At 70.3% G+C, this 12,498-nt stretch carries 6 protein-coding genes and 1 pseudogene; 4 read left to right on the forward strand and 3 right to left on the reverse strand.

Features of this window, described 5'->3' with window-relative positions; all coding sequences use genetic code 11:
* The first annotated feature begins 16 nt into the window (after nucleotides 1-16).
* The gene (locus tag C1I99_RS04110; protein WP_111132803.1) at nucleotides 17-4,402 is read left to right on the forward strand and encodes a glycoside hydrolase family 38 N-terminal domain-containing protein; all 4,386 of its coding nucleotides are present in this window, start codon (nucleotides 17-19) and stop codon (nucleotides 4,400-4,402) included.
* Between the two features lie 372 nt (nucleotides 4,403-4,774).
* Here the strand turns inward: C1I99_RS04110 and C1I99_RS35145 are convergent.
* A pseudogene (locus C1I99_RS35145) lies at nucleotides 4,775-5,149 on the reverse strand (transposase); the annotation flags it as partial.
* Nucleotides 5,110-5,706, reverse strand: a complete 597-nt coding sequence (locus C1I99_RS04120) for a tetratricopeptide repeat protein (RefSeq protein WP_158553957.1) — start codon at nucleotides 5,704-5,706, stop codon at nucleotides 5,110-5,112. The pseudogene C1I99_RS35145 and the gene C1I99_RS04120, both read right to left, overlap by 40 nt.
* 708 nt (nucleotides 5,707-6,414) lie before the next feature.
* Between C1I99_RS04120 and C1I99_RS04135 the strand changes: the two genes are divergently transcribed.
* Together C1I99_RS04135 and C1I99_RS04145 are read left to right on the forward strand one after the other, a co-directional pair.
* The gene (locus C1I99_RS04135; protein ID WP_233512314.1) at nucleotides 6,415-6,822 is read left to right on the forward strand and encodes an ester cyclase; all 408 of its coding nucleotides are present in this window, start codon (nucleotides 6,415-6,417) and stop codon (nucleotides 6,820-6,822) included.
* Between the two features lie 965 nt (nucleotides 6,823-7,787).
* The gene (locus C1I99_RS04145; RefSeq protein WP_111132806.1) at nucleotides 7,788-11,063 is read left to right on the forward strand and encodes a hypothetical protein; all 3,276 of its coding nucleotides are present in this window, start codon (nucleotides 7,788-7,790) and stop codon (nucleotides 11,061-11,063) included.
* Between the two features lie 78 nt (nucleotides 11,064-11,141).
* On the opposite strand, the gene C1I99_RS04150 is transcribed toward C1I99_RS04145, so the two are convergent.
* Nucleotides 11,142-11,882 carry a hypothetical protein gene (locus C1I99_RS04150; RefSeq protein ID WP_111132807.1) on the reverse strand — a complete coding sequence of 247 codons (741 nt, stop codon included), beginning with the start codon at nucleotides 11,880-11,882 and terminating at the stop codon, nucleotides 11,142-11,144.
* 143 nt (nucleotides 11,883-12,025) lie between these two features.
* Between C1I99_RS04150 and C1I99_RS04155 the strand changes: the two genes are divergently transcribed.
* Nucleotides 12,026-12,496, forward strand: a complete 471-nt coding sequence (locus C1I99_RS04155; RefSeq protein ID WP_111132808.1) for a UPF0158 family protein — start codon at nucleotides 12,026-12,028, stop codon at nucleotides 12,494-12,496.
* Nucleotides 12,497-12,498 lie beyond the last annotated feature (2 nt).

The following is a 12,498-nucleotide window of genomic DNA, read 5'->3' on the forward strand; positions in this document are numbered from 1 at the left end:
CCACGAAGGACAGCACATGCGAATCAGCCAGATCGAGGCCACCGACCTGTTCCTCGGGCCGCAAGACGCGCCACGGCAGGTGGTCCGGGTCACCCTTACCGCCGGCAGCCCGAGCCCACCGGTCCGGGTACGCGTCGAGGGGCCCACCGTCCGCACCCCGGAGCCGGCCGTCACACCGCCGCTCGCCCCCGGGGAACCGGTGACGGTCGAGGTCGGCGTGCAGGTCGCCGCACCGGCCTCGGAGGGCTCACGGCACCGGATCACGGCAGTGGCGGAGACCACGACCGAGCGGGTCACCGCCGACGGCGAGCTCCGCGCCGCCGCCACCGGCTGGACCGTATGGATGGTTTCGCATTTCCACTACGACCCGGTCTGGTGGAACACCCAGCGTGGATTCACCGAGCTCTGGCAGCGGCTGCCCGACGTGCCCGGCGCAGACCGGCTGCGACCGCCGTTCGTCCGAACCGCCTTCGACCTGGTCCGTGCCCACCTCGACGCCGCCCGCCACGACGACGATTACCGGTTCGTCCTCGCCGAGATCGACTATCTCCAGCCCTACTGGAACGTCTTCGTCGACGACCGCGCGGACCTGCGCCGGATGCTGCGCGAGGGCCGGATCGAACTGGTCGGCGGCATGTACAACGAGCCCAACACCAACCTGACGCACCCCGAGTCGACCATCCGCAACGCCGTCTACGGCCTCGGCTACCAGCGCGATGTCCTCGGGGGCGACCCGCGTACCGCGTGGATGCTCGACGTGTTCGGCCACGACCCGTCCTTCCCCGGCCTGATGGCCGATGCCGGCCTCACGTCGAGCGCGTGGGCGCGCGGCCCGTTCCACCAGGTCGGCGCCAAGCGGCACACCGGCGATATCACCCGGATGCAGTTCCCCAGCGAGTTCGAATGGGTATCGCCCAGCGGCCGCGGCCTGCTCACCGCCTACCTGGCCAACCACTACGTGGCCGGCTGGGACATGGAACGCAAGGAGACCCTCGACGAGGCGATGGCCGAGGCATACGCGCAGTACCGCGAACTGCGCAAGGTCGCTGCCACCCGCAACGTGCTGCTCCCGGTCGGCCATGACCACAACATCCCGTCCCGGTGGTGCACCGAGATCCACCGCGCCTGGCCACGGCGCTACCAGTGGCCCCGTTTCCAGATGGGTCTGCCTCGCGACTTCTTCGCCGCCGTCCGCGCCGAGCTGGCCGGTGGCCCCCGCCCCGGCGTCCGGATCTCGTCGCAGACCCGTGACATGAACCCGGTCTACACCGGCAAGGACGTCTCATACATCGACACCAAGCAGGCGCAACGCTCCATCGAGACGCTGCTGCTGGACGCCGAACGCCTCGCCACCCTGGCCATGCTGCTCGGCGACCGCTACCCGAGCGAGGGACTGGACAAGGCCTGGCGGCTGCTCGCCTACGGCGCCCACCACGACGCCATCACGGGCACCGAGTCCGACCAGGTCTACCTCGATCTGCTGGCCGGCTGGCGGGAGGCACACGAGCTGGTCGACGCCGCCTGGCGCGGTGCCGCCGTCGCGCTCGCGGACCACGCGGACACCGCCGGTGACGGCCGCGCGCTGCTGGTGGTCAACTCGCTGTCCTGGGCCCGGGACGGGATCACCCGGGTTCGGCTGCGCTATCCCGCGCCCGGCCCACCCGGCGTCGTCGTGCTCGACGACGACGGCGCGGCGCTGCCCGCGGTGGCCGAGGGGGTGACCTGCCACGACGACGGCAGCATCGCGGAGATCGATCTGTCGGTCCCGGCCCGCGACGTTCCGGCGCTCGGCTACCGGGTGCTACGGGTGGCCGACGCCGGGACCTCACGGCCGGTCACCGGATGGACCGCCACGAGCGGGTTCCGTTCGATCAGCAACGCCGCCTTCCAGGTCGACGCCGACCCGCGCCGAGGCGGCGCCCTCAGCCGCATCCTCGACCGCCGCACCGGTCGGGAGCTGCTGCGCCCGGACGGGCTCGGCGGCGAGCTGGTCGTCCAGGACGAGTACCCCGAGCACCCCCGATACGGGGAAGGCCCCTGGCATCTGCTGCCGACCGGGCCGGGCCGCGGCTTCGGCGGCGGCACCGCTGAGGTACGGGTCGAGTACAGCGCGGCAGGCAGCCGCCTGGTCACCAGCTCCGCCCTCGACGACCTGCGGGTCACTCGTGAGGTCATCCTCTGGCACGACGCCAACCGGATCGACTTCCGCACCCACGTCGACGGGTCCATCGGCCGGGACCGTCTGCTCCGCGTCCGCTTCGACCTCGTCCTGCCGGGCGCCCTGCCCGTCGCGGAGGTGGGGTTCGCGGCCGTCGGCCGCCCGTTCGGCTTCCCCGCGGCCGACACCGCGGAGCACCTCTGGACCCTGGACAACCCCGCACACACCTGGGCCGGCCTGTCGTCGACCGCCCGGATCCGGCTGCACGGTGTCGACGGCAGCGTTCATCAGCACGCCATCGGCGTCGCCGAACTCGTCGCCGACGACGACCCCGAGCAGAGCGGCCGGGTACGCGGACTGCTCACCGCGCTGGCCCGGCAGGGAGTCACCGCCAGCCGTACCTACCCGGGCGGACCACGCTACGGCGCCCTCGACGCCGACTCGAACCTGCCCGACGTGCGCATCGTGCTCGGCGCGCACAACCCGTTCGCCGACGCCGTCCTCACCTCGGCCGGCGACGCCTACCGCGCCGTGCTGGCCGCGACCGGGCGGGTGTTCGTCCCGGCCGCCCGGCCGCGCTCGCAGGTCTGGGTACCGGGGGCGGACCTGCGCGCCCCGCGCGACCTGCCGGTGCTCATCGTCGCCGCGGCCGACCTCGGCTACGCCGTCGACTCCCTCGCCGAGGACCTCGAAGACGCGACGATCGAGGTGCGTCAACCGGCACAACTGGCCGGTATCGACGATCCGCTCACCGACTACTCCGTGGCTCTGGTCAATCACGGTACGCCCAGCTACGTGGCCCACCACGACGGCACGCTCTACCTGACACTGATGCGTTCCTGCACCGGCTGGCCGAGTGGAGTCTGGATCGACGGACCCCGCCGTGGCACACCCGACGGGGCCGGTTTCGCCCTGCAGCACTGGAGCCACACCTTCCGGTACAGCCTTCTCGCCGGCCCCGGTGACTGGCGGCGGGCCGGCTTCGTGCGTGCTGCACAGGAACTGAACCATCGGCTGCGGGCGGTGACCGTCCCGGCGAAACCTGGCACGCTGCCCCGGACGGCAAGCCTGGGATCGGTCGAACCCGACAACGTCATCCTCTCCGCGCTCAAGCCACGCGGCAACCCGATCGCCGCCGGCGAGCCCGGCACCGTCGAGCCTGCGAACGGGATCACCCTGCGCCTCTACGAGTCGGCCGGAACACGGGTACCGGCCCGGATCCGGCTGTACGGCGGGCTGCGCGACTCGGCCGTCACCAACGTGGTCGAACGGGACCCTGCTGTGTCGGCGGAGCAGCCAGTGATCGCCACCGACGGCGACGACCTGACCATCGAGCTGAGCCCGACCGACGTGGTCACCGTGGCGGCACTACCGGCACGGCCCGGGCCGGGCCGGTTGGATGCGGCTGCGCACAGCCAGCCGCTCACGGAGGTGGTGCAGCCGGTGTTCACTCGCTACTGGTTGCACAACAAGGGGCCCGCGCCGATGGGCAATCTCCCCGTCAGTGTGCACGTGCACCCCACGACGGCCCTGCTGCCGAGTTCCGGGACGACGGCCGCGCTACGGGTCACCGTGGGCTCCGCGACCGTGGCTGCGGCCGGGTCGGTCGACCTCGACGTGCCCGCAGGCCTTGAGGTCACCCCGGCCGGCCCGCACCGCTACACCCTCGAACCCGGGCAGTACCAGCACTTCGATTTCCGCGTCACCGCGGTCGACGCCAAGCCCGGGCGGTACTTCCTGGCCGCGCAGATCCGTGACGGGCTGGACCAGAATCTCGAGGATGTCATGACCGTCACCGTGGGCACGCACCCGACTGACGCCGAGGCGCAGACCCCTCAGGCAGCGGGGGAGCAGCCAACCGACATTGACGCGGTGCTCGAACCATCCGAGGTAACGGTGGCACCCGGTGCCAGCACCAAGCTTACCCTGCGGCTGCACAACCGTGCCGCGTGTCCGGTCCGCGGCGAAGCCCAGCTACTCAGCCCGTACGGCACCTGGGGCGAACCGGACGACGATCTGTCGATAGTCCCGTGGACCCAGGGGTTCGTGCTGCCCGCGGGGAGCACCGGCACGCTCGACTTCACGGTGAGCGCACCGGCCTGCGCCCGCTCCGAGGGGCGGTGGTGGGCCCTGGCCAGGATCACCAGCTTCGGGCAGGTCGGGTACACCGAGGCCGTCTCCTTGACCGTCCCGCCAGCCACACAGCCCAGCACAGTCGACAGATCCACCCGAAGAAGTCCTTGATCGACCAGGACGGCCTCCGTGCCGAGATCCCGGCGCAAACCGCGGATTTGTCGCCGGATCCTGACGGGGCCTACCACACTGGACGGCGCTATACCTAAGAGCCTGGCAAATAAGGGTTTCAGGTGCTTTGGTGGCGGGCGAGGCGGCGGGCCATGACGATGACCATGGGTCAGGGCAAGGCGCGTGGCGGCGCAGTCGGCGAGTGTGCCGGTGTAGCCGGTGTCGGCCCACACGAGGCGGATGCCGGGGAAGCAGGCGTGTAGCGCTCAGAGTAGGGGTCGGGCGCTGGTGCGGTCCTGCGTGTTGCCGCCGGTGACCAAGGATCGCGAGGGGCAGGCCGCAGGTGTCCACGACGATGTGTCGTTTGCGGCCGTTGGTTTTCTTGCCCGCGTCGTAGCCGCGGGTGGCTCGGCCGACGGTTTCCGCGCCTCGCACCGACTGGGAGTCGATCACCGCCGCGGTCGGTTGCGGGTTGCGGTCCTCGACCTGCTCACGGACCTGTTCGCGCAGGCTGTTGTGCATTCGGTTGAGGGTTCCGTCGGCGGTCCAGGTCTTGAAGTAGTGGTAGACGAGCTTGTGGTGGGGGAAGTCGGCCGGGAGCGCGTCCCACTGGCAGCCGGTGCGGTCGAGGTGGCGGATCGCGTCGACCACGTCGACGTTCTCGACACGCCGAGCGACAGTGACTGCTGCGGCTACGCCCGCTAGGTTCAGCGGTCCAGCTCCATCACAGTGAGTTCGCCGCCGCATCGGAGGCACGGCACGTTGAACGCCGAGTCGGCGTCGCCGAGCAGGCAGGGAACGCAGAACACCTCGTCGCAGGCCGTGCACTGCACGCCGACCTTGGGCGAGATCACGTTGACGTCGAAGGTCCCCGGCTCCGTCCGGTGCACGGGCCGGTGGCACTCGCGGCAGTAGTCGATACCCCGCCGCCGCATGGTGGTCGCCGCTTGCGGGTGGCCGAGGCGCGCGGCGTGCACGATGTGCTCGTCGGCGTCCGCGAAGCGGCCGAGCTTGCCGAGGGCCATGCCGAGCGCGTTGTGCGCCTCGGAGTACTCCGGTCGCAGGTCGAGGCACGCGCGCAGCGGCTCGAGTGCCTCCTCCCACCGACCGGCGTTGGTTAGCGAGACCCCGAGGAATAGTCGGCAGCTCGACGAGCCCGGATCGGCGCCGGCTGCCTCGGCGAACCCGTCGGCTGCCTCCGACCAGCGCTTCTGGTCGAACAGCGCCAGAGCGCGCTGGTACGTCGCTCGCGACTGCTCGACGTCGGAGCGATTGTCTCTGCTCTTGCGCGAGAACGAACCCACCGGGACCTCCTTCGACGACCGACTCATCGTAGGCGTGGTGCCCGCGACGCCGGTTGATCTCCGGAAGCCCAGAGCTGAGCCAGCTCCTCTTCGGAGAATCGTCCTGAATCGTCATGAGCATTTGCGAAGCACGTCGATGGCGGTGGTCGCGGTTTCGTCGCCGCGGATCTCGGCGTAGGCGACCCGGGAGTGGTCATCGCCACCAGGGCCAGGGCAATGCCACAGATCGAAGATCAACAGTGTCCGGCGCTGAGCGGCGCCCGAAGTGACGAAGACACGACTTAGTCGTAAACGCAGCCACCGACTGGGAATTGTTTCGCTGCTGGCCTGCGCGCGGAACGAGACCGTCTCGTGAGACATACGAAGTCTGGAGAAGGACGGGTGGCGGGCGATCGCCTTCTGGGAGACCGACGGGGTGTACCTGCAGTCGCGGGCCGGCCGGAACTGACGTGTATTCCCCGGACGTCACGCGGGCGACCCGGGCGGCCGTCCCGCCCGGGGTGGTGCTCGACGGTGAGCTGATCGTCTGGGAGCGCGGCCGGACCACCTTCGCGCAGCTGCACGGGGCAGTGTCAGAGTTGGCGGGAGAAACGCCCTTGAACCCGGTTTGCGAAAGCTGTGGTGATCAAGATGGCTTCGACTGATACTGACCGTATTGGCCGTGCTACGAGTGCATTCGGGGGAATGGTGGGACAGGCGCGGAAGGTCATGGACCAGCTCACCACGGCAATGGTCGAGGAGCGGAACGTCCAGTCGGCGATGGGGTTCTATGCCGACGATGCCGTCATCGTTACCCCGGACGCGGGAGAGGTCCGGGGCCGGGAGGGGATCGCCGACTACTGGCGGCACCTCATCGACGCATTCCCGGACAGCCACTACGAGCCGATCAGCAAGCACGAGGCCGGCAATGCGGCGATCGACGAGGGCTGGCTCGAAGGCACGAACACGGCTCCGCTGTCGCTGCCGACGGGTGAGACCGTGCCGGCGACGGGCCGGCCCATCAAGGTACGCAGCTGTGACGTGGCGACCGTGGAGAACGGCAAGATCAAAGAGCACCATCTGTACTTCGACCAGATGGAGTTCCTCGGGCAGCTCGGCCTCGGCCCCGAGAGCTGAGCCACGGCTGCCGGCCAGCTCAGCTTGTTCTTTAACCTGTGCGCTGTTTCCGGGCGGTGATGCTCAGGTCGCGTTTGATTGTTTTCCCGACGTCGTGGCGGGTTGCTGGTCTGCGGTTCTGGTGAGCCGGGCGGCCGTCCGGGGCCGGGCTTGCCGGGTTTCGGTGCACCGGCGGGCAGGGCTGTTTCGGGCGGATGTTTCGAAACCCGCGGCGGACGCGGGCGAGAGTGAGTCGGCCTGGTGCGGTCGGTTTCTCCCAGGGTCGGCGAAGGTCGCGGGCCAAGGGTCGGGCCAGGCGCAGTTGGGTGTGGGCGGCGATGATCAGCCAGGTCCACCGGTCAGCGGCCTCGGGGGTACGGATCTTCGGACGGGTCCAGCCCAGGGTCTGTTTGAACAGCCGGAAGGTGTGTTCAAGATCGAAACGGCGCAGGAACGACTGCCAGCAGCGGTCGACGTCGGCGGCGGTGGCGCCGGTGGCCGAGGAGCACAGCCACAACCGGTTCGGGGGTCGCGGTCGCCATCGTGGTCGAGCCAGCAGGTGCGGCGGGTCAACCTGGGTGCAGCCGGTCCCAACTGGCGGCCCGGGCTGTGCCGTAGCGGGTGGTCTCGGTGGTCGTGGTGTGTTGCGGCGTCGGCCAGGTGTCCGGCTTGTCGAGGCACCTTACATATCCCCGTAAGAGACGGGTCCACCGACGGCGCCGGGCAATCTCTGCCGTCACGTGCCCACCTGCAGATGAAGGGCTGTTGCCCGAGATCCGATGCCCCACGTCCGGGCGGTACTCGTCCTGGCATAGTTCACCGCCGATCGGGCGCTACGGACCGTGACCGGCTACCGGGTGCTGCGACGCTCGGTCGTGCTTGATGCCGATGAGCGGATGCCGGGCGGTGTTCGTAGCCTTGGAGATCGGCCGGCGAGCCCGTCGTCGGGCGATATTGGATCTCGTGGCCGAGGGTGAGCGGGCAGAATGTGCGGCGTGCTCGCAACCACCCGGGAACTGCTGACGTCGTTGGATTCGCTGCCCTATCGGCAGCGGCTACGCCATGTGGCCGGGTGGGCCCGCGTGTCCGCCGATCGCGTGGAGGTGTGTGCCGACCTGCGGCGCCTGGGTGCGTACGAACGTCACTTGGCCCTCGTCGCGTCGATGGTGGTGGGCGACACCCACGGTGTTGAGATCGCGTTGCGGGATCCGCAGCCGTCGATCAAGGCCGCCGCGCTCGGCGCGGCCGCGCGTGCTGGCCTGCTCGGCGAGGTGGATCTGGACCTGTCGGCGATGGAGCGGCGGCTCATCTATCGCCTGCTGCGCCGGATGAAGGCGCCGACGACCGCGGATGCCCTGATCGCGGGGGTCCGTGCTGAATACGGCGACGACGAGGCGGCGGCCGTGCTGCCTGCGTGCAGCGCGCCGGTGGTGCGGTCACTGCTGCCCGAGTTGGAGCACGCAGCCGACAACGCTGCGCTTATGCGTCGGCACCCCGGCCTGGTTCTGGAGCGGGCGGAGGCGCGACTGGCCGCAGCCACGCCCGAAGTCCGAGACCGGATCTGGGACGAGGTGGGTCATGCGGTGCTCGACGGCAACCCCGCCACGGTCCTCGACCTCTTGGAGCGGTACGCGCCGCCGGCTCGCCTGCCCGGCGGCCTGACTGCGTACGGTCTCCTCGCCGCGCATGACCCCGACCGCGTCGCCGCCCTGCTCACCGCGCCGGACCGTGCCGTCTGGATCGGGCGTGCCGCGTTGCCGCCGACGCTGCTGCGTCGCCTGGCTGTGCTACCCACTGACCGGCTCGTCCCGCTGGCCCGCCGGGTCCGGGACAACGCCACGACGTTCGCGGCGCTGCTCAATGAGGTCCCGCCGGCGCGGCGCGGCGCGCTGTACGACGGCGCGCTGGCCGAGGTGAACACTGCCACGCGAGTACCGCCGACGGAGGTCATGGAGGCGCTGCCGGCGGCGGTCCGGATCCGGGAGGCGACCCGCGTGCTGGGGCTGCCGAACATCCGTGAGCGGGAAGACTTGGTGCGCCATTGGAGTTCATTCCTGGCCTGGCCGGATGCGTCGGCCGCGCTGGCGGACGCGTTGCGCTCGGGCGACGCCGGCGAGCGGGCTCAGGCTTACGTACTGCTGGTGGACGCCGCCCGCCGTTCGCGCAACCCGCAGGTCGTCGCCGAGCTGGTGGACCGGCTCGGCCGGCTCCGCAACGAGCAGGACCCGGTCCGCTCTGCCGCGCTGACCGCGCTCGCCTCGGTCGCCCGACTGCTGACCGCCGCCGCGGCGGCCGGGCTGACCCGGCTGACCACTGACGCCGTCGAGGCGCGGGACGGGTCGGCCGTGACGACGTCCGCGCTGAGCGCTCTCGCCGCGGACACCCTGCAACACCACGTCGACGTGCCCGAGCTGCGCGAGTGGGCGCTACTGACCATCGACCTGGTCGGCTCCACCGCGCAGGCGCCCGTGCTGCGCCGGTTCGACGTGGTGCTGCGCCGCGGGCAGGAGGCCATGGTCGCCGACCGGTTGTCCAGCTGGGTCAAAGCCGCCATGGAGCGTGGCCGCTACGGGCCGCTGTTCGCGCTCACCGGAGCGCTCGGCAAGCGCGCCTGGCGGGTGCCCGCGCTGCAGGAGCTGCTGCACCGGGCGACCGGCCGGCACAGCCCGGAGTCGGTGGCCGTCCGAGCCGTCGAGCTGTGGCTAGACAACCCGCGAGGACGTAGCGACCGCCTCGAGCAGGTCCTCACCGCCGACCCGACCACGGTGACGATCCCGGTCGTGTGGCAGGCGATCTGCACCTCCCGTACCGACCTGCTCGACCGGGTGCTCGACCATCCGCCGCGGGGCCGGTTCGTCTCCGATCACCAACGCTGGGTGCCGGGCTGGCCGGTGCACCCCGAGCGGTGGCTGCCCCGCCAGCACGCTGCGTACATCAGACTGCAGGAGCGCGTCGTGGCCGACACCGCGGCCGGCGTACGGCAGCAGGCCGCGGCAATCAGGGCCGCCGCCCCGATCCCCGCGCTTGGGCAGGTGCTGGTGTTGCGCTACGTCGACTCGCCCACCGTGGTGCTCGCCGAGGCGGCGCTCGGCGCCCTGGTGTGGACCGACCGGCCCGCCGAGTCGCTGCCCCTGCTGCTCGGCCGTTCCGGCGACGACCGGGCCCGGGTGGCGCTCTACGCGGCCGCGCGCGCCGTGCGGTTCGTGGCGCCGTCACGGCTGCCCGCCGCGCTGCATCCGGTGCTGCTCGACCCCGGCACCAAGGTGACCAGCCGGAAGGAGGCCGCGCGCCTGCTGGTCCGATACGGCCCGCCGGAGGTGATGAGGGCGCTGCTCGACACGTATACGAACCCGCAGACGCACCGCGACGTCGGCGCCGCCATCGTCTCCGCCGCCCGTCAACGGCTCGACACCGAGGCAAGCTGGACGATCCTCAAGACGGCGCTGCGCGGAAGCAGGGAGGAATGCCGCGCCGTGCTGGCGGCCTCCGTGAGCGATGTCGCCGATCGGTACCGGACACACTATGCGGCACTCATCACCGAGGCGTGCTACTCCGCGGACCGGGAAGTCCGCAGAGCCGCGTTCCAGCAGCTACCGTACTGGTCCCACTGGGCCGGCGACATCAGCGAGCTGGTCCTGGAACGGCTCACCGACCTCGACGAGCACCCCGCCACGATCGAGATCGCCCAGCTGCTGCGCGCGTTGCGTGGTGCCGGCCTCGACGTCGCCTTCGACCGCCTCGCGCAGCGCGACGCCGCGGACTCCCAGCCGGCCGGGCCCGGCGCCGACTGGCCGGCCCGCCGGCGCATCGAAGCCCTGGCGCAAGGAGCGGTGATCTGGGCGCGCAGCACACCGCTGGATACCAATCGGTCGGCGGTGGTCACAGCGGCCCAACAGCTCGCCGCACAACCCGTTTTCACCGGGCCGGCGACGGCGATGCTGGTCGGTCTGGGGCGCCTCGACAACCTCGACGAGATCGCGGATCTGTGCGCCGGGCGACCCGCGCTGGCCGTCCGCATGGCCGCACGGGTAGCTGCCCGCCTGCGGGAACTTCCGAGTTCCATCGACGCCACCGTCCTCCAGCCGACCATCCTGCGGCTAGCCGACCGAGGCGACCTCAGCGGTGGACTGTTCGCCATCGAGCTCACCCGGCCCGGCGCAACCTTCGGATGGTCCACACCCTGGCGGGACCTCCTACTCCACCTACGCCACCACCCCGATCCCGACGTGCGCGAGGAGGCGTACATTATCGACATGACGTGAACCTGCTCTGCACGCGGCTCCGAGTGAGCCAAGATCAAGTGTACTGATCGAAGGACGCACCCATAGGCGCGCGGGCCGTCAAATGGACAGCTGGAGTATCTTCTCCAGCCCGGCCCGCAGCTTACGCCGCGCCGCCGGCTTCACCGCAAGCCGGAACCGCAGCCAACCATCGACGTCGGGGATCTCCAACTCGGTGGCAGCATCCTGGGTGAACTGCAGGGCCAGCTCGTCGTCGGGCAGCGCCCACCCGCGGAGGCCAGCCTCCACCACGCTGTGGGCGGGCTCGAAGCACACGGTGTGGGGCTCATCCTCATGGGGGTCGTGCTGGATGACGATCCCGCGCCCGGTGCCATCAGCGTGCTCGGCCATCCAGACCGAGAAGGTGCCGTCGACCGGCCCCGAACCAGCCAGACGGAGCGTGTCCGGCGGGCCGCCCGCGCACCACGGCCAGTCGATCGGTTCCGGCTCCGGCGGTACGGGTACCGCCCAGATCGCGTCGTCGAGCACGAACCTGCCCTGCCAAGCGCCCTCACTGTCCATCCACGCCTGCGCGATCCGCCGGCGTGGCCCTCGGTGCATCTGGTAGACCAGCCCGTCGATATCCACGTCACCGCAGTACGTTGCACACTGCCCATGCCCGGAACGCGTGTCCAACGGCGTGACGGTGTAGCCGTCACGGCCCGCGAGGAACGACCTGTGCTCGACCGCTTCGCGGCGGCCCGGCTCGCCCTCCACTGGCGCGCCCGACCGTGCGCTGAACAGCAGGGTAGACGGGTCCGGCAGACGACTCAGCTCCGTCAGTTCCTCGTAAGTCGCCACGCCCCGAATGGTAAACGTCGATCCCCGACGGCCCGCTCCAGAGCACAGGTCGGTACGGCAGCGGACTGCTCGCGTCGACGTTCACTCTTCTAGCCGCTGGTCACGGGTCGAAGCGCGGACAGGAGCGGGTTTATGGTGGCCGGATGCTTGACCTGGGCAGGCTAGACCTAGAGGAGATCGCCACTGCGCTCGAGGACCAGACCGACTACGAGCACCGATGGCTGATCAACCCGCAGACCGGCGAGATCGTGTTCTGGACGACGGACGGCGGCATCGACGGACACACGCCCATCGACCTTGACGACCTCGACCTGGTCGGTATTGATCCCTTGCCTTCCTACGTCTGGTACCAGGACATGGCCGACTTCGCCGAGAGGATCAGTGACGCGGCGGCCGGCCGCAGACTCGCGCGAGCGATCCAGGGCAAGGGGGCCTTCCGGCGGTTCAAGAACAAGTTGCATGAGGAGTATCCGCACCTACTGCCAGCCTGGTACGCCTTCCGCGACGTGCGCGCAAAGCGGCGGGCTATTGAATGGCTGGTCGACAACTCGCTGGTCGACGACGAAACGGGCGAGCGCTTCGTGGCCGAGCACCGAGATCCCGACCTTCCCTGAAC

The organism is Micromonospora deserti, from assembly GCF_003236335.1.
GTDB classification, from domain to species: Bacteria; Actinomycetota; Actinomycetes; order Mycobacteriales; family Micromonosporaceae; genus Micromonospora; species Micromonospora deserti.